This window comes from Leifsonia sp. L25, assembly GCF_050632895.1.
The window spans coordinates 2,605,411-2,631,268 of sequence record NZ_JBODRZ010000003.1; the positions used below are offsets into that span (position 1 = coordinate 2,605,411).

General features: G+C 69.5%; 22 protein-coding genes. 20 read left to right on the forward strand and 2 right to left on the reverse strand.

Features of this window, described 5'->3' with window-relative positions; all coding sequences use genetic code 11:
- Positions 1-8: 8 nt before the first annotated feature.
- Entirely contained in the window at positions 9-632 is a 624-nt protein-coding gene (locus ACRAWC_RS17080) for a GNAT family N-acetyltransferase (protein WP_431348799.1), read from the reverse strand.
- 217 nt (positions 633-849) lie between these two features.
- On the opposite strand from ACRAWC_RS17080, the gene ACRAWC_RS17085 reads away from it, so the two are divergent.
- Genes ACRAWC_RS17085 through ACRAWC_RS17100 form a run of 4 tightly spaced genes read left to right on the forward strand, consistent with a single transcriptional unit; the run spans position 850 to position 3,770 of the window.
- Positions 850-1,470, forward strand: coding sequence for a CGNR zinc finger domain-containing protein (locus ACRAWC_RS17085; RefSeq protein WP_431348800.1), 621 nt, complete (start codon positions 850-852; stop codon positions 1,468-1,470).
- Positions 1,471-1,474: 4 nt separating this feature from the next.
- Positions 1,475-2,251: a LamB/YcsF family protein gene (locus tag ACRAWC_RS17090; protein ID WP_431348801.1), complete on the forward strand. Its 777-nt coding sequence runs from the start codon at positions 1,475-1,477 to the stop codon at positions 2,249-2,251.
- The gene (locus ACRAWC_RS17095) at positions 2,248-2,868 is read left to right on the forward strand and encodes a 5-oxoprolinase subunit B family protein (RefSeq protein WP_431348802.1); all 621 of its coding nucleotides are present in this window, start codon (positions 2,248-2,250) and stop codon (positions 2,866-2,868) included. Before ACRAWC_RS17090 ends, ACRAWC_RS17095 begins: the two co-directional genes overlap by 4 nt.
- Positions 2,865-3,770, forward strand: coding sequence for a biotin-dependent carboxyltransferase family protein (locus ACRAWC_RS17100; protein WP_431348803.1), 906 nt, complete (start codon positions 2,865-2,867; stop codon positions 3,768-3,770). Before ACRAWC_RS17095 ends, ACRAWC_RS17100 begins: the two co-directional genes overlap by 4 nt.
- Before the next feature lie 35 nt (positions 3,771-3,805).
- On the opposite strand, the gene ACRAWC_RS17105 is transcribed toward ACRAWC_RS17100, so the two are convergent.
- Positions 3,806-4,681: a spermidine synthase gene (locus tag ACRAWC_RS17105; protein ID WP_431348804.1), complete on the reverse strand. Its 876-nt coding sequence runs from the start codon at positions 4,679-4,681 to the stop codon at positions 3,806-3,808.
- Positions 4,682-4,822: 141 nt separating this feature from the next.
- Here ACRAWC_RS17105 and ACRAWC_RS17110 point away from each other — a divergent pair, with 141 nt between their 5' ends.
- From ACRAWC_RS17110 to ACRAWC_RS17185, 16 genes are all read left to right on the forward strand, one after another.
- On the forward strand, positions 4,823-5,341 hold the full coding sequence (locus ACRAWC_RS17110) for a hypothetical protein (RefSeq protein ID WP_431348805.1): 519 nt from the start codon (positions 4,823-4,825) through the stop codon (positions 5,339-5,341).
- A gap of 7 nt (positions 5,342-5,348) precedes the next feature.
- Positions 5,349-6,515 carry a sensor histidine kinase gene (locus ACRAWC_RS17115; RefSeq protein ID WP_431348806.1) on the forward strand — a complete coding sequence of 389 codons (1,167 nt, stop codon included), beginning with the start codon at positions 5,349-5,351 and terminating at the stop codon, positions 6,513-6,515.
- Between the two features lie 19 nt (positions 6,516-6,534).
- The gene (locus tag ACRAWC_RS17120; RefSeq protein ID WP_431348807.1) at positions 6,535-7,227 is read left to right on the forward strand and encodes a response regulator; all 693 of its coding nucleotides are present in this window, start codon (positions 6,535-6,537) and stop codon (positions 7,225-7,227) included.
- Between the two features lie 43 nt (positions 7,228-7,270).
- The gene (locus ACRAWC_RS17125; RefSeq protein ID WP_431348808.1) at positions 7,271-8,320 is read left to right on the forward strand and encodes an SDR family oxidoreductase; all 1,050 of its coding nucleotides are present in this window, start codon (positions 7,271-7,273) and stop codon (positions 8,318-8,320) included.
- Positions 8,321-8,639: 319 nt separating this feature from the next.
- Positions 8,640-12,137, forward strand: a complete 3,498-nt coding sequence (gene rpoB, locus ACRAWC_RS17130; RefSeq protein WP_431348809.1) for a DNA-directed RNA polymerase subunit beta — start codon at positions 8,640-8,642, stop codon at positions 12,135-12,137.
- Between the two features lie 49 nt (positions 12,138-12,186).
- Positions 12,187-16,062: a DNA-directed RNA polymerase subunit beta' gene (gene rpoC, locus ACRAWC_RS17135; RefSeq protein ID WP_431348810.1), complete on the forward strand. Its 3,876-nt coding sequence runs from the start codon at positions 12,187-12,189 to the stop codon at positions 16,060-16,062.
- 117 nt (positions 16,063-16,179) lie between these two features.
- Positions 16,180-16,485 (forward strand): hypothetical protein, encoded by a 306-nt coding sequence (locus tag ACRAWC_RS17140; RefSeq protein WP_431348811.1) that lies wholly within the window; start codon positions 16,180-16,182, stop codon positions 16,483-16,485.
- Positions 16,486-16,841: 356 nt separating this feature from the next.
- Positions 16,842-17,072: a hypothetical protein gene (locus ACRAWC_RS17145; protein ID WP_179604980.1), complete on the forward strand. Its 231-nt coding sequence runs from the start codon at positions 16,842-16,844 to the stop codon at positions 17,070-17,072.
- 178 nt (positions 17,073-17,250) lie between these two features.
- Complete coding sequence (locus ACRAWC_RS17150) at positions 17,251-18,918, forward strand: GspE/PulE family protein (protein ID WP_431348812.1); 1,668 nt, start codon at positions 17,251-17,253, stop codon at positions 18,916-18,918.
- 9 nt (positions 18,919-18,927) lie between these two features.
- Positions 18,928-20,643: a PilT/PilU family type 4a pilus ATPase gene (locus tag ACRAWC_RS17155; RefSeq protein ID WP_431348813.1), complete on the forward strand. Its 1,716-nt coding sequence runs from the start codon at positions 18,928-18,930 to the stop codon at positions 20,641-20,643.
- Entirely contained in the window at positions 20,643-21,866 is a 1,224-nt protein-coding gene (locus tag ACRAWC_RS17160) for a type II secretion system F family protein (protein WP_431348814.1), read from the forward strand. The genes ACRAWC_RS17155 and ACRAWC_RS17160 overlap by 1 nt, the downstream gene beginning before the upstream one ends.
- A 209-nt stretch (positions 21,867-22,075) precedes the next feature.
- The gene (locus ACRAWC_RS17165; protein ID WP_431348815.1) at positions 22,076-22,489 is read left to right on the forward strand and encodes a type IV pilin protein; all 414 of its coding nucleotides are present in this window, start codon (positions 22,076-22,078) and stop codon (positions 22,487-22,489) included.
- A gap of 85 nt (positions 22,490-22,574) precedes the next feature.
- Positions 22,575-22,850 (forward strand): type IV pilus modification PilV family protein, encoded by a 276-nt coding sequence (locus ACRAWC_RS17170; protein ID WP_431348816.1) that lies wholly within the window; start codon positions 22,575-22,577, stop codon positions 22,848-22,850.
- 141 nt (positions 22,851-22,991) lie between these two features.
- Positions 22,992-23,561, forward strand: coding sequence for a prepilin-type N-terminal cleavage/methylation domain-containing protein (locus ACRAWC_RS17175; protein WP_431348817.1), 570 nt, complete (start codon positions 22,992-22,994; stop codon positions 23,559-23,561).
- An 11-nt stretch (positions 23,562-23,572) separates the two neighbouring features.
- Positions 23,573-25,027, forward strand: coding sequence for a hypothetical protein (locus ACRAWC_RS17180; protein ID WP_431348818.1), 1,455 nt, complete (start codon positions 23,573-23,575; stop codon positions 25,025-25,027).
- Positions 25,011-25,850 (forward strand): prepilin peptidase, encoded by an 840-nt coding sequence (locus tag ACRAWC_RS17185; RefSeq protein WP_431348819.1) that lies wholly within the window; start codon positions 25,011-25,013, stop codon positions 25,848-25,850. The genes ACRAWC_RS17180 and ACRAWC_RS17185 overlap by 17 nt, the downstream gene beginning before the upstream one ends.
- Positions 25,851-25,858 lie beyond the last annotated feature (8 nt).

The window sequence follows — 25,858 nt, forward strand, 5'->3', positions numbered from 1 at the left end:
CGGCTCGGCTAGGCGGTCTGGGCCGCGAGCCGGGCGTCGAGCCCGTCCCGAACGGCCGGCCACTCCTCGCGCAGCACCGAGTACACCGCGGTGTCGCGCCAGGTGCCGTCGGCCCGCGGCTGGGTGTGCCGCAGCACGCCCTCGAAGGTCGCCCCGAGCCGCAGGATCGCGGCCCGCGAGCGCTCGTTGAGCACGTCCGCCTGCAGCTTCACCCGCTCGAACCCGTGGTCGAACGCCGTGCCGAGCAGGAGGCGCTTGGTCTCGGCGTTGACGCGCGTGCCCCAGACCTCCGGCGCGTACGCTGTCCAGCCGATGTGCGCCGAGCCGTTCGCGAGGTCGAAGTCGCCGAGCGTCGTCGTCCCGACGACCCGGTCACCGTCGCGCAGGCAGACCGCGGTGACGTTGGCGGTCTCCCAGGCGAGGTAGCCGAGGATGAACTCGCGCCACTCCTCGTAGGTGTCCCGGTACGCGGCGAGCCCGCCGCCCCAGCCCCCTCGAACACCGCACGGTGCCCGATCGCGTCGTGGAGGTCGGGCAGGTCGTCGAGGCTGAGCGCCCGTAGCCGGACCGTGGCCCCCTCGAGCGTCGCACGCGGATCCGGACGCATCGCAGTCATCCGCCCAGTATCCCACCTCCCTCCCCTCCCTCCCTCCCTCCCTCCCTCCCTCCCTCCCTCCCTCCCCCCCCCCCCCCCCCGCGCAGCCATCGCTTCCTCACTTTCTCCCGCAACACACCGCGCGGGAGCGGGAGGAAGTGAGGAACGGACGGCGATTCGAGGAGGCCGCGGAAACCCACTAAGTTGGTTCGGTGCCTACCGACGCCCTCCTGCCCCGTGAGACAGGGCAGTGGATGGATGATGCGGACGGCCTGCGCTGGTGGTTCGACTCCGGTGCCCTCGCTCTCGACTTCGCGTACACCGGCGGCGCCGACGTCCTCGGCGGCGTCGAGGGTGCGGCCGACGACCCGCAGTGGCGTTCGGTGGACGACGCCGACCAGCTCGGCGCGTGGCTGCAGTCCCGCTTCCCCGAGGTGTCCGCGACGACCGGCGAACGCGAGTTCCGCGATGCCGAGATGCTGCGCGCGGCGATCGGCCGGCTCGCCCGGCAGGCCAGCCGCGCGGAGACGCTGTCCCCGGCGGACGTGGACGTGGTGAACCTGTTCGCCGCGACCCCCGACATTCCGCCGGTGCTGGCCGGTGGTGGGCGCCAGGCCGGACGCACCCTGGCCCGCCCGCACCAGGCCCTGGGCACGGTCGCGCGCGACGCCGTGCGGCTGTTCGGCCCGGACGCCGACGGCCGCATCCGCGAGTGCTCCGCCGACGACTGCGGCCTGGTCTACCTGGACACCTCGCGCAGCGGCAACCGGCGCTGGTGCTCGATGCAGCGCTGCGGCAACCGGGCGAAGGTGCGTGCGCACCGCGCACGCGCGGCCGGCAGACGTGCGGGTGTCGGCGCCGATATCGCAGAATAGGCGGATGGAGCCCAGCGCCGACCGCACCAGCGTCGACCTCAACAGCGACCTCGGCGAGTCCTTCGGCGCCTGGAGCATGGGCGACGACGCCGCGATGCTCCGGCTGGTCACCAGCGCGAACGTCGCGTGCGGCTTCCACGGCGGCGACCCGTCGACGATGCTCGCCACCTGCCGGCTGGCCGCCGAGAACGGCGTCGCCGTCGGCGCGCACGTGTCCTACCGCGACCTCGCGGGCTTCGGCCGGCGCAGCATGGACGTCCCGGCCGGCGAGCTGCGCGATGAAGTGCTCTACCAGCTCGCGGCGCTCGCCGGGATGGCGCGCGTCGCGGGAACCGAAGTGCGCTACGTGAAGCCGCACGGCGCGCTCTACAACCGCATCGTCCACGACGAGGCGCAGGCCGCGGCGGTGGCGGAGGCCGTGGCCGCGTTCGACTCCTCGCTGCCGCTGCTCGGCCTCCCGGGCTCGGCCGTCGAGCGCGCGGCCGGCGCGCGCGGACTCCGGTTCGTCCGCGAGGCCTTCGTCGACCGCGGCTACCGCTCCGACGGCACGCTCGTCCCGCGCACGGAGCCGGGTGCCGTGCTCTCCGACGTGGCCGCCATCGCCGCCCGCGCGGTGCGGATGGTGCGCGAGGGCGTGGTGGAGGCCGCCGATGGCGCGGTGGTCGCGGTCGCCGCCGACTCCCTGTGCGTGCACGGCGACACCGCGGGCGCCGTGCGGATGGCCGAAGCCGTCCGCCGCGCACTGGACGAGGCCGGCATCGCGGTGAGGCCGTTCGTGTGACCGGCCGGGTGATCCCCTATGGCGACAGCGCCCTCCTTGTGGAGTTCGGCTCGCTGGACGAGGTGCTCGGGATGCTTTCCGCCCTCCAGCGCACGCGTCCGGCCGGCGTGCTCGACCTGATCCCCGCCGCGCGCACGATCGCGATCGTGCTCGACCCGCACGTCCTGAGCCCGGCCTCCGCGAGCGGCTGGGCCGAGCGCACCGTCCCGGAGCCGGCGGAGGCCGCCGACGACGAGGTCGTGGAACTACCCGTCCGCTACGACGGCGACGACCTCGCGGAGGTGGCCGGACTCCTCGGCGTCACGCCCGCCGAGGTGGTGGAGCGGCACACCGGCTCCCGCTGGCGTGTGGCGTTCGGCGGCTTCGCGCCGGGCTTCGCGTACCTCGTCACCGACCACGACCGCCTCGTCGTCCCGCGCCGGGCGACCCCGCGCACCGCGGTGCCGGCCGGCTCGGTCGGCCTCGCGGGCGAGTTCAGCGGGGTCTACCCGCGGTCGAGCCCGGGCGGCTGGCAGCTCATCGGCCGCACCGACGCGACGCTCTGGGACGCGGCGGCCGACCCGCCCGCTCTGCTGCGGCCCGGCGTGGTGGTGCGGTTCACGGCGGTGAAGGCGTGACCGGCCTCTGCGTCCTCCGGCCCGGTCCGCTGGCGCTGGTCGAGGACCTGGGCCGGCCGGGCCTCGCGGCGGTCGGCGTGAGCCCGTCCGGCGCGCTCGATCGCGGCGCGCTCGGCCTCGCCAATCGGCTGGTCGGCAACCCGGCGGACGCGGCCGGGCTGGAACTGGTGCTCGGCGGATTCGCTGCGCGGTTCGAGTCGGCGGCGTGGTTCGCGGTCACGGGAGCCGCGACCCGGGTGATCCTCGACGGTCACCTGGTCGACCCGGACACCGCGGTGCACGCGTCGGAGGGCGCCGAACTCCGGATCGCGCCGCCGGCCGCGGGCGTCCGCAGCTACCTGGCGGTGCGCGGCGGCATCGCCGTGGAGGCCGTGCTGGGCTCCCGGTCCCGCGACACCCTCTCCGGCCTCGGCCCGGCGCCGCTCGCGGAGGGCGACCTCGTCCCGTTCGGCGCCGAGCCCGTCGCGTCGGTGCCCGCGATCGACTTCGTCCCGACCGCCGACCTCGGCGACGGCCCGGTGGAGGTCCGCGCCCACCGCGGTCCTCGTGCGGACTGGTTCACACCGGCGGCGGTGGACGCTTTCTTCTCGGTGGAGTGGCGGGCGAGCGCCGACGGCGACCGCGTGGGGCTGCGGCTCGACCCGCCGCGTCTCCCGGCGCACGCGCGCGGCGTGGAGCCGGCCCCGCCGCTGCTGCTCGAACGCGCCGTGCGCGACGAACTCCCGAGCGAGCCGATGGTCGCGGGCGCGGTGCAGGTGTCGCCGGACGGCCGCCCGACCGTCCTGCTGGCCGACCACCCGGTGACGGGAGGCTACCCGGTGATCGCCGTGGTCGCCGCGCGCTCCCTCGACGCCTTCGCGCAGCTCCGCCCCAGCCAGCCCGTCCACTTCCGCCACGCCTGACGCACCGAGCCCTCCGCGGCGACGTGCTCGGCGCGTCAGTCGCGGCGCGTGCCGCTCTGGAAGATGCTGCGGGCCGGCGGGGGAGACGGCACGCTCGTGGCGTCGGTCACGATGGGGGCGTTCGCGGCGAACAGGCGCAACTCCTCGCCGGCCACGGCCTTCGCCGGATGCGGCCCGCTCGCGAGCAGGCGCGGCAGCCACTCCAGCGGCAGCGGCGAGTTCGACCCGACCAGCACGACATTGCCGAACCGGCGCCCCTTCAGCACCTGCGTCTCCGCCAGCGCCGCGACGTTCTCCACGACCGCGCCGAGCGTCGAAACCTGGCTGCGCGCGAACGTCAGCGGCGGCCCGTCTGCCACATTGACGAGCACGATGCCGTCCGGCTTCAGCAGCGACACCGCCGAGCGGTAGAACTCCACGCTCGTCACGTGCGCCGGGGTCCGCGACCCGCTGAAGATGTCGATGACCAGGAGGTCGACCTCTCCGCGCAGCCCTGCCGGCAGCTTGCCGACGACCTCCCGCGCGTCGCCGTGCCGGACGCGGATCTGCGCGTAGCGGGGCAGCGGAAGGTTCTCGCGCACCAGGTCCACCAGGCGGCTCTCCAACTCCACCACCTGCTGCCGCGACCCCGGCCGGGTGTAGGCGATGTAGCGCGGCAGGGTCAGTGCGCCGGCGCCGAGGTGCACGGCCGTGATCGGCTGGCCCGGCTCGCCGATGAGGTCGATGACGTTGCCCATCCGCTGGATGTACTCGAAGAACAGCTTGCTGGGGTCGTCCAGGTCGACGTGCGACTGCGGCGTCCCGTCGACCACGAGCTGGAAGGCGCCCGGCACGAACCGGTCCGGCTCGATCGCGGCGAGGTAGCCGCTCTCGGCGAGGACGACCGAGGGGAGCGGCGGGTTCTGTGGCACGGCGTCCAGCGTAGTCCGCGGCCTCCACCCGATCTCCACCCGGATCTCCACCCGCTCTCCGCCGCCGGGCGGTCCCGGCACGGGCGCCGGATCGCGATTCTTGAGGAGTGCCGGACCTCCCCGGCCGGAAGGACTCGGACCATGAACGTGCAGACGCTGACCAACGCGATCCTCATCCTGCTGCTGATCGCCTGGGTGGGCTACCGGCAGCTGACCTGGCGTCCGGTGTCCATCGCCAAGATGTGGCGCTTCCCGGCGATCATGTCGGTGGTCGGCGTCGTGCTGATCGTCCAGCAGGTGAAGCCGACATCGCTCAGCCCGCTCGATCTGGCGGTGGTGGCCGGCGAGCTCGTGCTGTCCCTGGCCGTCGGCGCCTGGATGGGCGGGCTTGCGCACTTCCGCCCGCTCCAGTCCCCCGTCCAGCTGGGAAACGACGCCCGCTACATCGCGACGTACGAGTCGCGGACCGGCGTGCTCGGGATGGTGCTGTGGGTGCTGGTCATCGCCGTCCGCGTCGGTGTGGACGCGCTGGCCTCGACGGCCGGCTCGCACCTGGCGACCGCGACAGGGGTCATCTTCCTGGTCTTCGCCGCCAACCGCGCCGCCCGGACCGCCGTCTTCTCGGCGCGTCTCGATCGGCACGCCGCGCTCGCCGCATGATGGTCTCGTGAACTTCTGGAGCAGACCGGGGCTGCTGGCGCTCGTACTGAACATCTTCGGTGCGGGCGCCGTCGGCTGGTCGCTGGTGCGCGCCCACTCCGCGGATCGCCCGGCGTGGGTGCTCGCGGTGGCGCTGTTCGCGGTGGCGACGTGGCTCGTGCGGTCGGTCTTCACCTTCGTCGGCTGGCGGCGCGCGGCGCTCGTGCTGTGCCTGCTGTCGGCGGTGACCGGAGCGTTCGTCGCGCCGGCCACCGACGGGATCGCGATCGTTCCCGCCGCCGTGGCGGTCCTCTATCTGGTGGGCGACCCGACGTGGCCGCTGCCGCTCGGCGGTGCCGTCGCCGCGCTCGCCGCTGCGCTGGTCGCGGTGGGCGCCCTCCCGTTCGGCTCGCCGGTCGCCGCGGTGCTGGGCGAGATGGCCGGGATCGTGCTGGCGGCTTTCGCCGGCCTCAGCCGCAGGCAGTTCCGCCTCACCGAGCAGCAGGGCGCGCTGCTGCGGGAGCGGGAGCTCGCCATACGCGAGGAAGCCGCGCGGGTGGCGATCGCCCGCGACCTCCACGACGTGCTCGCGCACAGCCTCGGCGGCCTGGTCATCCAGCTCGACGCGGTGGACGCGCTGCTGGAGGCCGGCGACGCCGCCGCCGCTCGGGAACGTGTGGTGGCGGCACGCGGGCTCGCCGCGGACGGCCTCGCCGACGCGCGGCGTGCGGTCGCCGCCCTGCGCGACCCCGAGGGGACCGCGACGACGACCGTCGTCGCCGCCGACTTCCGGGCGACGCTCGACGACCTGGTCGCCGCGCATCGCACGCTCGGCGGCAGCGCAGCGCTCCACGAGTCCGGGACACCGCGCCCACTCGGCTCCGACCAGGCGACGGCGCTGCAGCGGGCCCTCCAGGAGTCCCTGAGCAACGCGCGCAAGCACGCGCCGGGCGCGCCGGTCGACGCGGTGCTCGACTGGCAGGATGAACGGGTGCTGCTCACCGTCTCCTCGCCGCTGATCGCGTCGCCGGCCGCCACGTCGCCCGCCGCCACGTCGCCCGCCGCCACGTCGCGCGGCGCCGCGCTCGCGACCTCGGGCGGCGGACACGGTTCGAGGGGATGCGCGAACGCTTCTCCGCGCTCCCGCTCGGCGGCTCCGTGGCCGCGACCGCGGACGGCGGCCGGTTCACCGTGACCGCGGAGGCGCGACTGGCATGAGCGGCGAGGACGGCATGAGCGCCGAGACGACTGCAGGCGACCGCATCCGCGTCGTCGTCGCCGACGACCAGGCGATCATCCGCGACGGGCTGGTCACCGTGCTCGGCCTGCTGCCCGACGTGGAGGTGGTGGGCGCCGCGGCCGACGGCGCCGAAGCGGTGGCGCTCGCCGTGGCCGAACGTCCCGACGTCGTGCTGATGGACCTCCGGATGCCGGTGCTCGACGGCGTCGGCGCCACCGAGCGGATCGTGCGCGAGGCGCCGGGCTCCGCGGTGCTCGTGCTGACGACCTTCGCCGACGACGAGTCGATTCTGACCGCGCTGCGCGCGGGCGCCCGCGGCTACCTCACCAAGGATGCCGGGCGCGCCGAGCTGGCCTCCGCCGTGCGGGCGGTCGCGCGCGGCCAGGCGACCTTCGCCCCGGAGGTGGGCGCTCGCATCATCGGCTCGCTCACCTCGGCGCCACCCGCCCGCCCGGCCGACCCCGCCGGCGCACTCGTGGAGCGGTTTCCCACGCTCACCCGTCGCGAGGCCGAGGTGCTCGGGCTCGTCGCCGACGGGCTCAGCAACGGCGAGATCGCGGCCGCCCTCTTCGTCGGCGGCTCGACGGTCAAGACCCACATCAACGCGATCTTCGCCAAGCTCGGGGTCTCCTCCCGAGCTCAGGCGATCGCGCTCGTGCGCCGGTGACGGCCGGTCGCGCCGACGACTCCGCTGGGGGAGGATGGGGCTCATGAGCGATCGCGTACTGGTCACCGGTGGTTCGGGATTCGTGGGTGCGCACTGCGTGCTCGCCCTGCTGGAGGCGGGTTACGACGTCCGGACCACGATCCGGTCGCCGCAGCGCGCCGCGGACGTGCGGTCGCAGCTGGCGGCGGGAGCCGACCTGGGAGAAGGGAACAGCGAGGACGCGGGGGACCGGCTGGAGTTCGCCGTCGCCGACCTCCTGGACGACGCAGGCTGGGCCGACGCCGTCGACGGTTGCCGGTTCGTCCTCCACGTGGCCTCCCCGTTCCCGATGACCGAGCCGAAGGACCCCGACGAGCTGGTGCGGCCCGCCAGGGAGGGCGCCCTGCGCGTGCTGCGCGCGGCCCGCGACGCCGGCGTGGAGCGGGTCGTGCTCACCTCCTCCTTCGCCGCGATCGGCTACGGCCACGCGCCGAGCCGCGAGCCGTTCACCGAGGCGGACTGGACCGAGCTGGACAGCGGCCGCCCGATCAGCGCGTATGTCCGCTCCAAGACGCTCGCCGAGCACGCGGCGTGGGACTTCATCGCCAAGGAGGGCGGCTCCCTGGAGCTCGCCACGGTCAACCCGGTCGGCATCCTCGGCCCGGTGCTCGGCCCCGACTACTCCAGCTCCGTCGAGTTGGTGAGACTCGTGAAGGAGGGCCGCCTCCCGCGCCTGCCCGACGTGTACTTCGGCGTCGTGGACGTGCGCGATGTCGCCGACCTGCACCTGCTCGCCATGACCAGACCGGAGGCCGCGGGCGAGAGGTTCCTCGCCACGGCCGGCGACGCACTGGGCGCGCCCGAGCTGGCCCTCATCATCCGCGGCCACCTCGGCTCGCCGGCCGGGGATCGTGTGCAGACCCGCGTCATGCCGTCGTGGGTGCTCAAAGCCGCGGCCCCGTTCAGCCGGCGGGTGCGCGGCTCGCTGCCCGACATCGGCGTCTACCGCAACGGGTCCTCCGCGAAGGCCCGCACCGTGCTCGGCTGGCGGCCGCGGTCCCGCGAGGAGGCGGTCATCGCGACCGTCGACTCGCTGCCTCCGCGGTTGAAGTAGCGCGCGACCGGCCGCGGAATCCGCCGCCGGACAGCGGGAATATCCGGCAGTCCGCGTGGTTATACACCGAGACTGCGCCTCCGGTCAAGAAAAGACTGGACACGGCGCGTCAGTTTGACATATAGTGGTTCTTTGCGCTCCCACGCACACTCTTGCCTTCATATTGCGGTCGGCTCTGACTTTTCCCCCGCGCGCGTCTGGGCCCGGTTCACCGGGTCAGATACGGCGTCACGCGACGTGTCTGGGAGTCCTCGTCCCTCACAACACCACATCTCGACCGACAGTAACTCGCCCGACGGGGCCCACGGAGGTTATTTCCTTGGCTGCTGCGCGCAACGCAACCAACACCGACAAGACACCCAAGAACGGACGAGCCGCATCTCGTCTTTCGTTCGCCAAGATCACGGACACCCTCACCGTCCCCGATCTGCTCGCATTGCAGACGGAGAGCTTCGACTGGCTGGTCGGAAACGACGCGTGGAATGCACGCGTCGCCGAAGCCGAGGCGCAGGGCCGTCAGGATCTGCCCGCCAACACGGGCCTCGAGGAGATCTTCGAGGAGATCTCTCCCATCGAGGACCTCGGCGAGACCATGCAGCTCTCCTTCACGAACCCGTTCCTGGAGGAGAAGAAGTACTCGATCGACGAGTGCAAGGAGAAGGGCAAGACCTACTCCGCCCCGCTCTACGTCGAGGCCGAGTTCATGAACCACCTCACCGGTGAGATCAAGACCCAGACGGTCTTCATGGGCGACTTCCCGCTCATGACCGAGAAGGGCACGTTCATCATCAACGGCACCGAGCGTGTCGTCGTCTCCCAGCTCGTCCGCTCGCCGGGCGTCTACTTCGAGGCCGCCGCCGACAAGACCTCCGACAAGGACATCTACTCGGCGCGCATCATCCCGAGCCGCGGTGCGTGGCTCGAGTTCGAGATCGACAAGCGCGACCAGGTCGGTGTCCGCATCGACCGCAAGCGCAAGCAGTCGGTCACCGTGTTCCTGAAGGCCCTCGGGCTCACCAGCGAGGAGATCCTCGCCGAGTTCGCCGGCTTCCAGTCGATCGAGCTGACCCTCGAGAAGGACGCCATCCTCACCAAGGAGGAGGCGCTGAAGGACATCTACCGCAAGCTGCGTCCGGGCGAGCAGGTCGCCGCCGAGGCCGCGCGTGCGCTGCTGGACAACTTCTACTTCAACCCGAAGCGCTACGACCTCGCCAAGGTCGGCCGTTACAAGATCAACCGCAAGCTCGGCCTCGAGGCCCCGCTGACGGACTCGGTGCTGACCGTCCAGGACATCATCGCGACGATCAAGTACCTGGTCTCCCTGCACGACGGCCAGACCACGTTCAAGGGCCTCCGCAACGGCGTCGAGACGAACATCCGCCTCGACACCGACGACATCGACCACTTCGGCAACCGTCGCATCCGCGCCGTCGGCGAGCTCATCCAGAACCAGGTCCGCACCGGTCTCTCGCGCATGGAGCGCGTCGTCCGCGAGCGCATGACCACGCAGGACATCGAGGCGATCACCCCGCAGACCCTGATCAACGTGCGACCCGTCGTCGCGGCGATCAAGGAGTTCTTCGGCACCTCGCAGCTCTCGCAGTTCATGGACCAGAACAACCCGCTCGCGGGCCTGACCCACAAGCGCCGCCTGTCGGCGCTGGGCCCCGGCGGTCTGAGCCGTGAGCGCGCAGGCGTCGAGGTCCGCGACGTGCACCCGTCGCACTACGGCCGCATGTGCCCGATCGAGACGCCGGAAGGCCCGAACATCGGTCTGATCGGCTCGCTCGCGTCGTTCGCGCGGATCAACTCCTTCGGCTTCATCGAGACGCCGTACCGCAAGGTCGTCGAGGGCCGGGTCACCGACAAGATCGACTACCTGACCGCCTCCGAGGAGGACGACTTCGTCATCGCGCAGGCCAACGCCCCGCTCGACCCGAGCGGCCACTTCACCGAGGAGCGCGTCCTCGCCCGTCAGAAGGGCGGCGAGGTCGACCTGATCCCCGCCGACGAGATCGGCTACATGGACGTCTCCCCGCGCCAGATGGTCTCGGTGGGCACCTCGCTCATCCCGTTCCTCGAGCACGACGACGCCAACCGAGCCCTCATGGGTGCGAACATGCAGCGCCAGGCGGTGCCGCTGCTCCGCTCGGAGAGCCCGGTCGTCGGAACCGGTATGGAGGGCTACGCGGCCATCGACGCCGGTGACGTGGTCACCGCGGAGAAGTCCGGTGTGGTCACCGAGGTCTCGGCCGACGCTGTCACGGTCCAGGCTGACGACGGCACGGTCAAGTCCTACTACCTGCGCAAGTTCGACCGCTCCAACCAGGGCACGTCCTACAACCACCGCGTGGTCGTGGACGAGGGCGACCGCATCGAGGCCGGGGAGGTCGTCGCAGACGGCCCCGCGACCGAGAACGGCGAGCTCGCGCTCGGCAAGAACCTGCTCGTCGCGTTCATGCCGTGGGAGGGTCACAACTTCGAGGACGCGATCATCCTCAGCCAGAACCTGGTGAAGGACGACACCCTCTCCTCGATCCACATCGAGGAGTACGAGGTCGACGCCCGCGACACCAAGCTCGGCAAGGAGGAGATCACCCGCGACCTGCCGAACGTCAGCCCGGACCTCCTGGCCGACCTCGACGAGCGCGGCATCATCCGCATCGGCGCCGAGGTGCGCCCCGGCGACATCCTGGTCGGCAAGGTCACGCCGAAGGGCGAGACCGAGCTGTCGGCCGAGGAGCGCCTGCTCCGCGCGATCTTCAACGAGAAGAGCCGCGAGGTGCGCGACACCTCGCTCAAGGTTCCCCACGGTGAAGAGGGCACGATCATCGGTGTCAAGGTCTTCGACTCGCAGGACGGCGACGACGAGCTCGGCTCCGGCGTCAACCAGCGCGTCGTGGTCTACATCGCCCAGAAGCGCAAGATCACCGCGGGCGACAAGCTCGCCGGCCGTCACGGCAACAAGGGCGTCATCTCCAAGATCCTGCCCGTCGAGGACATGCCGTTCCTCGCGGACGGCACGCCGGTCGACGTCATCCTGAACCCGCTGGGTGTTCCTGGCCGCATGAACTTCGGTCAGGTCCTGGAGATCCACCTCGGCTGGATCGCCAAGAACGGCTGGGAGATCAAGGGCAAGCCCAAGTGGGCCGCCGACCTGCCGGAGGCCGCGTTCAGCGCAGCCCCCAACACCAAGGTCGCGACCCCGGTGTTCGACGGTGCGAAGGAGGAGGAGATCGCCGGCCTGCTCGACGCCACCCTCCCGACGCGCGACGGCGACCGCCTGATCGGGTCCTCCGGCAAGACGCAGCTCTTCGACGGCCGCTCCGGCGAGCCCTACCCGGACCCGGTGTCGGTCGGCTACATGTACATCCTGAAGCTGCACCACCTGGTCGACGACAAGATCCACGCGCGTTCGACCGGACCGTACTCGATGATCACCCAGCAGCCGCTCGGTGGTAAGGCGCAGTTCGGTGGCCAGCGCTTCGGTGAGATGGAGGTCTGGGCCCTCGAGGCCTATGGAGCCGCGTACGCGCTCCAGGAGCTCCTGACCATCAAGTCGGATGACATCCTCGGCCGCGTCAAGGTCTACGAGGCCATCGTCAAGGGTGAGAACATCCAGGAGCCGGGCATCCCGGAGTCCTTCAAGGTCCTCATCAAGGAGATGCAGTCGCTCTGCCTGAACGTGGAGGTCCTCTCGGCCGACGGGCAGACTGTCAGCCTGCGCGACGCCGACGACGAGGCCTTCCGCGCTGCGGAAGAGCTCGGCATCAACATCTCCTCCCGGTTCGAGTCGTCGTCGATCGACGAAATCTGACCCGGTAGCCAGACCCAACTGACGAATCTTTTCTAGGAGAGAGTAAACATTGCTCGAATCGACAACATTTGACGAGCTGCGTATCGGCCTGGCCACCGCTGACGACATCCGTCGCTGGAGCTACGGCGAGGTCAAGAAGCCGGAGACCATCAACTACCGCACGCTGAAGCCCGAGAAGGACGGCCTCTTCGGAGAGCAGATCTTCGGCCCGTCCCGCGACTGGGAGTGCTCGTGCGGCAAGTACAAGCGCGTCCGGTTCAAGGGCATCGTGTGCGAGCGCTGCGGCGTGGAGGTCACCAAGTCCTCCGTCCGCCGTGAGCGCATGGGCCACATCGAGCTCGCCGCGCCGGTCACGCACATCTGGTACTTCAAGGGTGTGCCCAGCCGCCTCGGCTACCTGCTCGACATGGCGCCGAAGGACCTCGAGAAGGTCATCTACTTCGCCGCCTACATGGTGATCCAGGTGGATGAGGACGGCCGTCACGCCGACCTCCCCGGCCTGGAGAACGAGCTGCGCCTGGAGATCAAGACGCTGGCCGACCAGCGCGACGCCCGCGTCGCCGACCGTCTTCAGCGTCTGGAGACCGATCTCGCCGCCCTCGAGGAGGAAGGTGCCAAGGCCGACCAGAAGCGTCGCGTCAAGGACACCTCCGAGAAGGAGATGGGCCAGATCCGCAAGTCCTACGACGAGGACATCGCCCGCCTGGAGCGCGTGTGGGAGTCGTTCCGCACCCTCAAGGTCGGCGACCTCAAGCCGGAGGACGCGGACTTCAACGAGCTCGTCGACCGCTACGGCCTGTACTTCGAGGCGTTCATGGGCGCCGAGGCGATCAAGCGCCGTCTGCTGGCCTTCGACCTGGCCGCCGAGGCCGAGCTGCTCCGCGAGCAGATCGCCAACGGCAAGGGCCAGAAGAAGATCCGCGCCATCAAGCGCCTGCGCGTGGTGTCGTCGTTCCTGGCGACCGGCAACTCGCCGGCCGCGATGGTCCTGGACGTCGTCCCGGTCATCCCGCCGGAGCTGCGCCCGATGGTCCAGCTCGACGGTGGCCGCTTCGCGACCTCCGACCTGAACGACCTGTACCGCCGTGTGATCAACCGCAACAACCGTCTCCGCCGCCTGCTCGACCTCGGTGCTCCCGAGATCATCGTGAACAACGAGAAGCGCATGCTCCAGGAGGCCGTCGACGCGCTGTTCGACAACGGTCGCCGCGGCCGCCCGGTCACGGGCACCGGCAACCGCGCGCTCAAGTCCCTCAGCGACATGCTGAAGGGCAAGCAGGGCCGGTTCCGCCAGAACCTGCTCGGCAAGCGCGTGGACTACTCGGGCCGTTCGGTCATCATCGTGGGTCCGCAGCTCAAGCTGCACCAGTGCGGTCTGCCCAAGCAGATGGCGCTTGAGCTGTTCAAGCCGTTCGTGATCAAGCGCCTGATCGACCTGAGCCACGCTCAGAACATCAAGGCCGCCAAGCGCATGGTGGAGCGTTCGCGCCCGCAGGTCTGGGACGTGCTCGAGGAGATCATCCGCGAGCGCCCGGTCCTCCTGAACCGCGCTCCCACCCTGCACCGTCTCGGCATCCAGGCCTTCGAGCCGCAGCTCGTCGAAGGCAAGGCCATCCAGCTCCACCCGCTGGTGTGCGCCGCCTTCAACGCGGACTTCGACGGCGACCAGATGGCCGTGCACCTGCCCCTGTCGGTGGAGGCCCAGGCCGAGGCCCGCATCCTGATGCTCGCCTCGAACAACATCCTGAAGCCGTCCGACGGCCGCCCGGTCACCCTGCCCTCGCAGGACATGATCATCGGTCTGCACCACCTCACCACCGTCCGCGAGGGCGCTGTGGGCGAGGGTCGCGCGTTCTCCTCGGTCTCCGAGGCGATCCTCGCGAAGGACCAGGGCTCGCTGCACCTCAACGCCAAGGTGAAGATCCGTCTGAACGACTACGTGCCCTCCGACGCAGCCGACACCGGCACGCAGCCCACCACCGCGATCGTGGAGACCACGCTCGGCCGCGCCCTCTTCAACGAGGCGCTGCCGGCGGACTACCCGTACGTGGAGGAGGTCGCCGACAAGGGCCAGATCTCGTCGATCGTCAACGCCCTGGCGGAGCGCTACCCCAAGGTGGAGGTCGCCGCGGCGCTCGACCGGATCAAGGACGCCGGCTTCTACTGGGGCACCCGCTCGGGCGTCACGGTGTCGCTGAGCGACATCCTGACCCCGCCGAACAAGGCGCAGATCGTGGCCGGCTACGAGAAGAAGGCCGCGAAGATCACGGCGGAGTTCGAGAAGGGTCTCACGACCGACCTCGAGCGTCGCCAGGAGCTGGTGAAGATCTGGACCGAGGCGACCAACGAGGTGGCCGAGGCCATGCGCGCCAACTTCCCGGTCGACAACACCATCAACCGCATGGTCACCTCCGGTGCCCGTGGTAACTGGCTGCAGGTGCGCAACATCGCCGGTATGCGTGGTCTGGTGAACAACCCGAAGGGTGAGATCATCCCTCGTCCGATCATCTCCTCGTACCGCGAGGGGCTGTCGGTGGCGGAGTACTTCATCGCGACGCACGGTGCCCGTAAGGGTCTGGCCGACACGGCCCTCCGTACGGCCGACTCGGGCTACCTGACCCGTCGTCTGGTGGACGTCTCGCAGGATGTCATCATCCGCGAGGACGACTGCGGCACGACCAAGGGCCTCGACCTCCCGATCGCGACCGTGGGCGCCGACGGCGTCCTCACCCGCGACCCGAACGTGGAGAACTCGGTGTTCGCCCGCACGCTCGCGGCCGACGCCGTCGGCTCGAACGGCGACGTCGTGGCGAAGGCCGGCGAGGACGTCGGCGACGTGCTCATCGACAAGCTGGTGGCGGCCGGCGTGACCGACATCAAGGTCCGCTCGGTGCTCACCTGCGAGTCGGCGGTCGGCGTCTGCGCCGCCTGCTACGGCCGTTCGCTCGCGACCGGCAAGCTGGTGGACATCGGCGAGGCGGTCGGCATCATCGCGGCCCAGTCGATCGGTGAGCCCGGAACGCAGCTCACGATGCGTACCTTCCACACCGGTGGTTCGGCCTCCGCGGACGACATCACCCAGGGTCTGCCGCGCGTGCAGGAGCTGTTCGAGGCGCGTACCCCCAAGGGTGCGTCCCCGATCGCCGAGGCCGCCGGCCGCATCGTCATCGAGGAGACGGACAAGTCCCGCAAGGTCATCCTGACCCCGGACAACGGCGACGAGCCGCACGTCTACCCGGTGCTGAAGCGCTCGACCCTCCTGGTGGAGGACGGCCAGCGCGTCGAGCTCGGCCAGCAGCTCATCGTCGGCACCGTCGACCCGAAGGAAGTCCTCCGGGTGAAGGGCGTCCGCGAGGTGCAGAAGCACCTGGTGGGCGGCGTCCAGGGCGTCTACCGCTCGCAGGGCGTGCCGATCCACGACAAGCACATCGAGGTCATCGTCCGTCAGATGCTCCGCAAGGTCACTGTCGTCGACCACGGCGACACCGACCTGCTGCCGGGTGAGCTCGTCGACCGTTCGCGGTACAACGAGATCAACCGCGCGGCGCTGACCGAGGGCAAGAAGACGGCGTCCGCCCGCCAGGAGGTCATGGGTATCACCAAGGCCTCGCTGGCGACCGAGTCGTGGCTGTCGGCCGCGTCCTTCCAGGAGACCACCCGCGTCCTGACGCAGGCGGCCATGGAGGGCAAGTCCGACCCGCTGATCGGTCTCAAGGAGAACGTCATCATCGGAAAGCTCATCCCGGCCGGCACGGGCCTGTCCCGCTACCGGAACGTCTCGGTGGAGGCGACGGAGGAGGCGAAGGCGGAGCGGTACCCCAACCGCATCTTCACCGACGACTCCGCGTTCAGCGAGAACGACCTGAGCTTCGTCGACTTCGACAGCTTCAGCTCGGACGACTACACCCCGGGCACCTACAACTAAGCGTGTAGGTAGCTCGTAACACGAAGGCCCCCGGCGTCTGCCGGGGGCCTTCGTCGTTTCCCGCCGTTGGTCCCTTCTCTGCAATCTCTGATGTAAATTGCCAGATTGATATGTAAGGTGTCCGAAGCGGCAGCGGCGAATGTGAAACAGATGGGTGTGGTGGAGTTTTCGGCGGATGCCTGGCAGGCGTCCTCGCCCGGGTTGCAGAGCGGGCTTGCCGAGAGGATGGAAGCGGTCCACGAGTTGGCGCAGGGGTTGCAGGCCCTCGCGGCGTCGGAAGAGGTCAGTGGTCTGGGCGCGGACGGGATGCGTGTTTACATCCGGGAGGCGCATGGGCCGATCTTGAGCTCGTTGATGATCGCACTCTCCACGTTCCAGACCGCGGTCGGGGTGTATTGGCACGTGCGACCAGGTGGTTTTTGAGCGAGATTCCGTGAATCACAAGCAGTACATCCGAAGAATGGTAGAGCTGGGCTATTCGCGGGAAGGGCGGAGGAGCTGATCAAGCTCCCGAAGGATCGGGCCAGCTGGGCCTTACGAACCTTCAACTTCGTGCCCCCGGGTGATGGCCTCTATGAAATCTGGCTCTCCGGCGACAGAGACGACTTCTTCCGTGTATCCGGAGCGAATGGTGAAAAGTTCCTCGGCACCCTGAGCGAGGCTTACGAATGGGTCGTGGAGGACAGGAGCACTTAGTATTTGAGACCGTTAGCGGTACAACTACAACACCCGGGGGCCTTCGTCGTGTTCGGCCGTCCGCGTACGGGACAATAGAACCCGTGTGGAGACAGCTTCTGGAGTACACCGACACGGTCGGCCGCTCGATGGTCGGCTTCGCGGCGGTTGCGCTCGTCGTCGCCGTCGTGAGCTTCGTCGTCGGCATCGTCCAGGCCGTCTCCGGTCACGCCGCGGGCACCCTCCCGTTCTGGATGACGACGATGGGCTGCGCTGTGCTGGCCGGCGTCCTCGTCTACCTCGCGAGTCGTCGCGGCGACCTCCGGCGCCGCTGAATCCGGCCCCCGGACTCCTGGCCCCCGTTGACGGGGCACCCGCAAGCGGGACTGTTGAGCGGCCCTCATCGGAAGTTAGGGTGACAAGGCTTCGCCCCGCCCGGAGACTCGCCCGGGGGACGGCGACGCTCTGCCGGTGACCCGACGTCGGCAGGCCTGCTATCCGAGGAGGTCCCCCGTGGCGTCCATGACAGAGATCCTCATCCTTCACGGCCACCTGCCCATCGAGTACTTGGACTCGGTGAGCGAGCCCGCGTCGGAGGAGTCCGTCGTGCGCGATCTGGTCGAGCGCGGTGCCATCACACCGCTGCAGCTCGCGCGCGCCCGCGCGGCCCAGGCCGGCGCGCCCTTCGTCGAGCTGGTCGACTACCCGGTCGACCGCGCGGCCGTCGCGCTGGTGAACGGCGCGATCTGCAAGCGGCACAATGTGCTGCCGATCGGTTTCAACAGCGGAGCGCTGCTCCTGGCGATGGCCGAGCCGGGCGACGTGTTCGCCATCGACGACGTGCGGACGGCCGCGCGGATGCCGGTGGAGGTCGTCGTCGCCGAGCCGCTCGATCTGCTGGCCGCAATCGAGCGCCACATCCGGGCGGACGACGAGCTCAACGACCTCTCGACCACGTTCGAGGAGGAGACGGCGCCCGACCAGGGCATGTCGTCCTCGGTCGAGGACTCGCCCGAGGACGAGGCGCCGATCGTCCGCTTCGTGAACCTGATCGTCAGTCAGGCCATCCAGGACCGCGCCTCCGACATCCACATCGAGCCGGGCGAGGACAACCTGCGCGTCCGCTACCGGATCGACGGCGTGCTGCACGAGATGCAGAGCGCACCGAAGGCCGTGCAGAACGGCGTCATCTCGCGCCTGAAGATCATGAGCGACATCAACATCGCCGAGCGTCGGAAGCCCCAGGACGGCCGCATGTCGGTCGTCCACGGCGGCCGCCAGATCGACCTGCGCGTCGCGACCCTGCCCACGGTGTGGGGCGAGAAGGTCGTCATGCGGATCCTCGACAACACGAACACGTCGCTCACGCTCCGGGACCTCAACCTGCTCGATCGCAACCTCGAGACGTTCCGGAACGCGTACACCAAGCCGTACGGCATGATCCTGGTCACCGGGCCGACCGGTTCGGGCAAGTCGACCACGCTCTACACGACGCTGAACGCCGTGTCGAAGCCGGAGATCAACGTGATCACCGTCGAGGACCCGGTCGAGTACCGGATGGCGGGGATCAACCAGGTGCAGGTGAACCCGAAGGCGGGCCTCACCTTCGCCAGCGCGCTGCGCAGCATCCTCCGTAGCGACCCGGATGTCGTCCTCCTCGGCGAGATCCGCGACCACGAGACAGCCCAGATCGCCATCGAGGCGTCGCTGACCGGCCACCTCGTGCTCTCCACGCTGCACACCAACGACGCGCCCAGCGCCGTCACCCGCCTGACCGAGATGGACATCGAGCCGTTCCTCGTCGGCTCGGCGCTCGACTGCGTGGTCGCTCAGCGTCTGGCCCGACGGCTCTGCGAGCGCTGCAAGCAACCGATCGCCTACGACCCGGATGACCTCCGTCGGCTGCGCTTCTCTGTTGCGCCCGACGCCGAGGCGCCGACGATGTTCGGGCCGGTCGGCTGCACCGCCTGCTCGAACACCGGCTACCGGGGCCGGCTCGCGGTGCACGAGGTGATGGCGGTGACCGAGGACATCGAACGCCTCACGGTCGAGCGCGCGTCGAGCGCCGAGATCGGGCGGACGGCACGGGAGCAGGGGATGCTCACGCTTCGCGAGGACGGGTGGGAGAAGGTCAAGCTCGGCCTGACCTCCGTCGACGAGATCATTCGAGTGGTGGCCTAGGAGGCGCACATGGCAACGGACCCGACGAACGACGGCTGGAGCGTGGAGAAGGCGGCAGAGGGCCGCCCGATCTACGAGATCCCCGTGACACCGCTCGAGGCGCCCGGATGGGCGCGCCCGGTGTCCGGAGCGTTCGACGCCTTCGCGGAGCCGCTCCCGAGTTCGTTCCTGCCGCCGGAGCCCGCGCAGCCGACCCCGGAGCCCCTGCACCAGCAGCCCGCGCCGACGTACGAGTACACGCCGACCACGGCGTACGGGGTCGCACCGACCGTGCCGGAGCAGCCCGCGTACGTCGCTCCGGTCAGCGGCTATGAGCCGCCGGCGTACGAGCCGCCGATCCCGGCCCACCAGCCTCCCGCCGCGACCTACGACCCGCCCGCGTACGACCCGCCCGCGTACGAGCCGCCCGCGTACGAGCCGCCCGCGGCTCCCGCGCCGGTCGCCTCCTATGCCCCTCCGACGACGCCGCCGGTGCAGACGGTCGCGGCCCCGCCGCCCCCGGCCGCGGCTGTGCTCCAGGAAGCCGACGACGACCTGCACACGCTGACCCCGGCCGAGCGCGGGGCACTCGCCGCCGCCGACCAGGAGCTCGTCGCGGCCCTGCGCGCCGTCGTCGCGGCCCGGGCCTCCGACCTCCATGTCACTGTCGGCTCGCCGCCGATGATCCGCGTGGACGGCTCGCTGACCCCCGCCGGGGCCGCCGCGCCGTGGGGCCACGAGCGCACCAGGGAGGCGCTCTTCAGCCTGCTCGACGAGCGGCAGGAGGCCACCTTCGAGCGCGAGCTGGAGCTGGACTTCGCGTTCACCATCTCAGCCAACTCCCGCTTCCGCGTGAACGTGTACCAGCAGCGCGGCGCGGTGGGGGCGGCGTTCCGTCTCATCCCGACCGAGATCAAGGGCCTCGCCGAACTCGGCGTCCCCGAGAGCGTGTCGCACCTCGCGCAGCTCCCGCGCGGTCTCGTCCTCGTCACCGGACCGACGGGTTCGGGCAAGTCGACCACCCTCGCCGCCCTCATCGACCTCGTCAACTCCACACGGGCGGACCACATCGTGACGGTCGAAGACCCGATCGAGTTCATGCACGTGCACAAGAAGTCGATCGTGAACCAGCGCGAGGTCGGCCACGACACGCACAGCTTCGGCAACGCCCTCAAGCACGTGCTCCGCCAGGACCCCGACGTCATCCTGATCGGCGAGCTGCGCGACCTGGAGACCATCTCCGTCGCGCTGACCGCCGCCGAGACCGGCCACCTGGTGTTCGCGACGCTGCACACCCAGGACGCGCCGCAGACCATCGACCGCGTCATCGACGTGTTCCCGCCGCACCAGCAGCAGCAGGTGCGCGCACAGCTCGCCGCGACGCTCCAGGGCGTCATCTGCCAGACGCTGGTCAAGAAGGCCTCCGGACGGGGCCGCGCCGTCGCCACCGAGGTGCTCATCATGACCCCCGCCATCGCGAACCTGATCCGCGAGGGCAAGACGTACCAGATCGGTTCGATGATGCAGGCGGGCCGCGGCTCGGGCATGCACACGATGGACCAGCATCTCGCCGACCTGGTCAACAGCGGCACGATCACCCACGCGGCGGCGAACGAGAAGGCGCATGACACCGAGGGCCTCAAGCGCCTCATCCAGCGCGTCGAGTCGTCCACCGATCATGCCGCCCGGGCCTTCGCCGCGAGCGGACCGGATTACGGCGACTCCTACTCCCGGGTGGTGCGCTGATGGCCACCGTGACGGCGTACGCGTACCGCGGCCGCGATGCCACCGGCAAGATCGTCAAGGGCCGGGTCGACGCCTCCAGCGAGTCCGCCGTCGCTTCGCGCCTGCGCACGATGGGCCTCTCGCCCGTCAGCATCGCGGAGGCCGACGCGGCAGGCCTGAACCGGGAGATCAACCTCAGTTTCGGCTCCGGCGTCAAGCTCAAGGACCTGGCCATCATGAGCCGGCAGATGAGCACGATGATCGGCGCCGGCCTGTCGCTGCTCAAGGCGCTCAACGTGCTGTCCGAGCAGACCGACAACAAGAAGCTGGCGAAGATCCTGGTCGAGGTCACCGAGCAGGTGGAGGCCGGCACGGCGCTGTCCGAGGCCTTCCGGAAGTATCACGTGGTGTTCCCGCCGCTGATGGTCAACATGGTCCGCGCGGGCGAGACCGGCGGCTTCCTGGACGGCGCGCTCGACTCGGTCGCGACGAACTTCGAGAAGGAGGTCAAGCTCCGCGGCACGATCAAGTCGGCGCTGACCTACCCGGTGATCGTGCTGATCATGTCGCTGCTCTCCGTCGTCGGCATGCTGCTGTTCATCGTCCCGGTCTTCGACAACATGTTCAAGAGTCTCGGCGGCCAGCTCCCGCTGCCGACCGAGATCCTCGTGATCCTCTCCCACGCGATGGTGTGGCTCGGCCCCCTGCTGCTCGTACTCGGGATCGCCGCGGCGTGGTGGTGGGCCAAGAACAAGCACGAGGAGAAGGTCAGACGCGTCGTCGACCCGATCAAGCTCAAGCTGCCCGTCTTCGGCAAGCTCCTCACCAAGATCGCGATCGCGCGCTTCAGCCGGAACTTCGCCAACATGATCGGCGCCGGCGTGCCCATCCTGCAGGCCATCCGCATCGTCGGTGAGACCAGCGGCAACTGGGTCATCGAACGCGCCCTGCTGGCCGTGGCGGAGTCCGTCCGCCAGGGCGAGTCCATCGCGCGCCCGCTGCTCGACCATCCCGTCTTCCCGTCGATGGTCACCCAGATGATCGCCGTGGGCGAGGACTCCGGCTCGCTGGAGATCATGCTGGAGAAGATCGCGGAGTTCTACGACGAGGAGGTCCAGTCCACGACCGAGCAGCTCACGGCCATGATCGAGCCGCTCATGATCGCCTTCCTCGGCGTCGTGATCGGTGGCATGGTGATCGCGCTGTACATGCCGATCTTCCAGATCACCACCCTCATCAAGTAGCTCCGCGCGAGCCGTACCCTGCACGGGTCACGTGCGTTAGCGGCGCGCCATCGACACGCCGCAATGCCCCCTCGGTTTGGGGTCATGATCAGGCGTTAAACCCCCCACTCAAGGGATTCTGGGGGCCGTTTCCGGCCCCATAACATCGTCAGCGAGCGGGGCACCTCCTCCGCCCACCCCGCATCATTCCCGACCGAACGGACACTGCAATGTACTTCCGAATCATGGGCAAGCTGAACCGCCGCCGCCAGGGGCTCCTCGAGGAGAACGAGAAGGGCTTCACCCTCATCGAGCTGCTCGTGGTCGTGATCATCATCGGCATCCTTGCCGCGATCGCGATCCCGGTTTACCTGGGCATCCAGGCCAACGCCCAGGACAGCGCCACCAAGTCCGACCTGACCAACTTCAAGACCGCAGTCGTCGCGGCTCAGACACAGAACAACGGGGTGCTACCGGCCACGGTCGCTGCCGTCGCCAACACGACCGGCACCACCGCCGTCCTCTACAAGCCGAACACCACTGCGAACCCGCAGACCTTCTGCATCTCTGGGACCAGTGCCTCGGGCAAGTCGTTCCAAATCACGGATGCGACCGCGGCAGCGGCTGGGCCGGCCTGCCCGTAATCACTGCCACTCGGGTGGGCCGGCAGTCACTTGCCGGCCCATCCCTGTTCTCGTCCACCCGATCCGACCCGAAGGGAGGTGGTACATGAACAAGAACGTGCGAGGCCTCGGGGCCCGCTCCGCCGCCGACGAGGGCGGCTTCGGCATAGCCGAGGTTCTCGTCGCCATGTTCCTCCTCGCCGTGATCGCGGTCGCCATCATCCCGATCCTCGTGCAGGGCCTCCGCCTCTCGGTCCAGAACGCGACCGTCGCGACCGCGACTCAGCTCGCGAACCAGCAGATCGAGCAGGTCAGGGGGCCACGTCCTGCGCGTCCGTCGTCGCCGGCACCATCACCACGACATCGCACAACGTTCCGCTGAAGGCCGTACGCACCATCGGCACGAGCTGCCCGGCATCCGGATACCCGATCACCGTGAAAGTCTCGGTGAGCGTCACCCGCACCGACACCAACGCGGTCCTTGCGACCGCGAACACCTTGGTCTTCGTAACGGGCCCCTGACATGACGCAGCCGACCGATCCGCGACGCGACGACGGGTTCACCCTCGTCGAACTCGTCATCGCCGCGATGCTCCTGGTTCTCGTGCTCGCGGTCGTCGGCGCGATGATCAGCAGCCTCAGTCAGACCTCCAAAACGGTCGACTCGATGACCGCAACGTCGACGTCCGCCCAGCTCGCCGCGGCATCGGTCGAGCGTGGAATCCGCAACTCCTCAGACTTCCTGCTCACCAACCCGACAGGCACGGACCAGATGCTGGTCGCGCGCACCGCGCAGGGCGGCGCCACCCTCACCTGGGTCTGCGTCGCGTGGTACTACTCGTCTGCGAATGGGGGGAGTATCCGCTATACGATGTCGCCGAGCGCGATCACGACACCGACCTCCACGACCCTGTCGCAATGGACTCTTCTCGCAACAGGCATCACGCCGACCAACGGCACCGGGATCTTCAGCGGCTCCACCCCGCAGCTCACGATCGGCTTCAACGGCCAGTCGACGGGCGCCGGCAACGTCACCATCAGCAGCACGGCCGTCAGCCGTGCAGGATCGTCTGGAACCCCCGCATGCTACTGATCTCGAGATTCGTGCGCTCCCGCCTTGGCTCCGACCGGGGCTCTGCGCTCATCGCGGTCCTCGGCGTGATGATCGTCGGCATCATCCTCACCACGCTCATCGCGTCGTCCGTCGTCTCCGCTTACGGATTCAGCTCGTCGACGCGAGCCGGCGTGCAGTCCCACGCGTCCGCCGATGCCGGGATCGCTGCGGCGCGCGCAGGGCTCTACATCAGCGGCAACTGCGCCGCGCAGCCGACCCCTGGTGTGTACACCTCGACCGGCTCACTGACCTACTCGGCGGCAGTCCAGTTCGACGCGGGCTCGGGCTGGCAGGCGGGTTGTCCGACCTCCAGCGCGAGCCGGGTCCGGATCGTCTCCACGGGTAGCCCCCAGGCATGGGGTATCTCGGGCAACACGACCGGCAACTCCCGTCAGGTCGAGGCGATCTACAACTGGCTGGTCCCCGGAGTCAAACCGTCCGGAACATCCATCGATCTCTATGGCGGCGGCCAGGTCGAGGCCAACTCGGGCTTCGACCTCTCCGAGAGCGCTGGTCTCGTCGTCCAGAACGGCAACCTGGTCTGCAACAAGAACAACTCGGTGTTCAACGGCAATCTGACGGTGGGCGGCGCATCCCCGAACGGCAACCTGACCTTCGGAGGGTCCTGCACCGTCAACGGCAACGTCGTGGTCCAAAACACGGCCACGCTGGGCAGTGGCCAGATCGTCGGCAACCTCACGGCTGCCTCGGTCTCGCCGAACCCGCCGGGGTCGACGGTCACCGGCACCTACACCCAGACCAGCGTCGCGCCTCCGATGGCCCCATGGGTCGACGTGACCTACACCCCGAGCGACTGGCGCGACTCGAACGGAAACCCGTTCCAGGTGGTGACCGCGACGACGTCGACTCAGTGCTCGTTCACGAACGGCAACCTCGGCGGCACGGCGCCGGGCAGCCCGGTGATCATCAACATGCTCGGCTGCGTCGGCGGCCCCACCGCGAACAACAACACGACCGTCTCCCTCACCAGCGATGTCGTGATCTTCGCCAACCAGTTCAACTTCAGCGGGACGAACGGGCTCTCATTCACCTCGTCCAGCTCTGCGGTGCACCGCCTCTGGTTCATCACGCCGGACAACACGCCGGATCACCAGCCCACGTGCAACAAGACGCCCCCGCTGACCGACCCGACGCACCAGGACGACTTCGTCGCGAAGAACAACCTGTCGGCGTCCGACGTCATCTCCACCACGAACGCCGTGCAGGCGATGCTCTACACGCCCTGCGCGCTGGTCTCCAAGAACAACCTGACGTGGAACGGCCAGCTCTACGCGGGCACATACAGCACTGTCATCAACAACCCGGTGTACACCTTCGCGCAGGTGGGAATCGCGGGCTACGACCTCAGTTCCGGCGCGCCGATCCCGCCCCTGACCAGCGCCCAGCCCGGCGCCATGATCTCCAACCGTGATCTGGCAGGTTGACATGCCCATCGTCGTCCTCGGCCTTTTCGGCTCCCTCATCGGCTCGTTCCTGAACGTGGTCGTCTTCCGCGTCCCCGCCGGCCGCTCGATCGTCGCGCCGCCGAGCGCGTGCGGCTCGTGCGGCGCGCGCATCCGCGGGTACGACAACATCCCGGTGATCTCCTGGCTCGTGCTGCGCGGCCGCTGTCGCGACTGCAGCGCCTCCATCTCGCCGCGCTACCCGCTGGTAGAGCTCGGGACCGGACTCGTCTTCGCCGGGATCACGGTCTGGGCGCTCGCCCGCTGGGGCACGCCCGTCGCACTGGACGCCCACACTCTCGCATCGGTGCTCGTCACCATCGCGTTCCTCTACCTCGGCGCGATCAGCATCGCGCTGGCCCTCATCGACCTGGATGTCCACCGGCTGCCGAACAGCATCGTCCTGCCGGCGTACATCGTGGGCGCGCTGCTCCTCGGAGCGGCGGCCATCCTGACAGGCGACATCGGCGCACTCGGGCGCGCGGCGGTCGGGGCGGCGGCGATGTACCTCCTCTATCTCGCGCTGGCCCTCGCCTACCCCGGCGGGATGGGCTTCGGCGACGTCAAGCTCGCCGGCGTGCTCGGCCTTTACCTCGGCTTCCTGGGCTGGGGCGAGCTGGTCGTCGGCGCGTTCGCCGCGTTCGTGCTGGGGGGACTGTTCAGCGTCGTGCTTCTGCTCGCGCGGAAGGCGACCCGGCGCAGCGGCATCCCGTTCGGCCCGTGGATGCTGACGGGCGCCTGGGTCGGTGTCGTCGCCGGCGGCGCGATCGCCGCCGGATATCTGTCGTTGATCGGGCTCGGCTAGTCCGGCGC

Bases quoted from the DNA above. Each gene is read 5' to 3' on its own strand.
- ACRAWC_RS17085 (WP_431348800.1), top strand. From the start codon at position 850: ATGGATGATGCGGACGGCCTGCGCTGGTGGTTCGACTCCGGTGCCCTC.
- ACRAWC_RS17090 (WP_431348801.1), top strand. From the start codon at position 1,475: ATGGAGCCCAGCGCCGACCGCACCAGCGTCGACCTCAACAGCGACCTC.
- ACRAWC_RS17110 (WP_431348805.1), top strand. From the start codon at position 4,823: ATGAACGTGCAGACGCTGACCAACGCGATCCTCATCCTGCTGCTGATC.
- ACRAWC_RS17120 (WP_431348807.1), top strand. From the start codon at position 6,535: ATGAGCGGCGAGGACGGCATGAGCGCCGAGACGACTGCAGGCGACCGC.
- ACRAWC_RS17125 (WP_431348808.1), top strand. From the start codon at position 7,271: ATGAGCGATCGCGTACTGGTCACCGGTGGTTCGGGATTCGTGGGTGCG.
- ACRAWC_RS17155 (WP_431348813.1), top strand. From the start codon at position 18,928: ATGGCAACGGACCCGACGAACGACGGCTGGAGCGTGGAGAAGGCGGCA.
- ACRAWC_RS17160 (WP_431348814.1), top strand. From the start codon at position 20,643: ATGGCCACCGTGACGGCGTACGCGTACCGCGGCCGCGATGCCACCGGC.
- ACRAWC_RS17165 (WP_431348815.1), top strand. From the start codon at position 22,076: ATGTACTTCCGAATCATGGGCAAGCTGAACCGCCGCCGCCAGGGGCTC.
- ACRAWC_RS17170 (WP_431348816.1), top strand. From the start codon at position 22,575: ATGAACAAGAACGTGCGAGGCCTCGGGGCCCGCTCCGCCGCCGACGAG.
- ACRAWC_RS17175 (WP_431348817.1), top strand. From the start codon at position 22,992: ATGACGCAGCCGACCGATCCGCGACGCGACGACGGGTTCACCCTCGTC.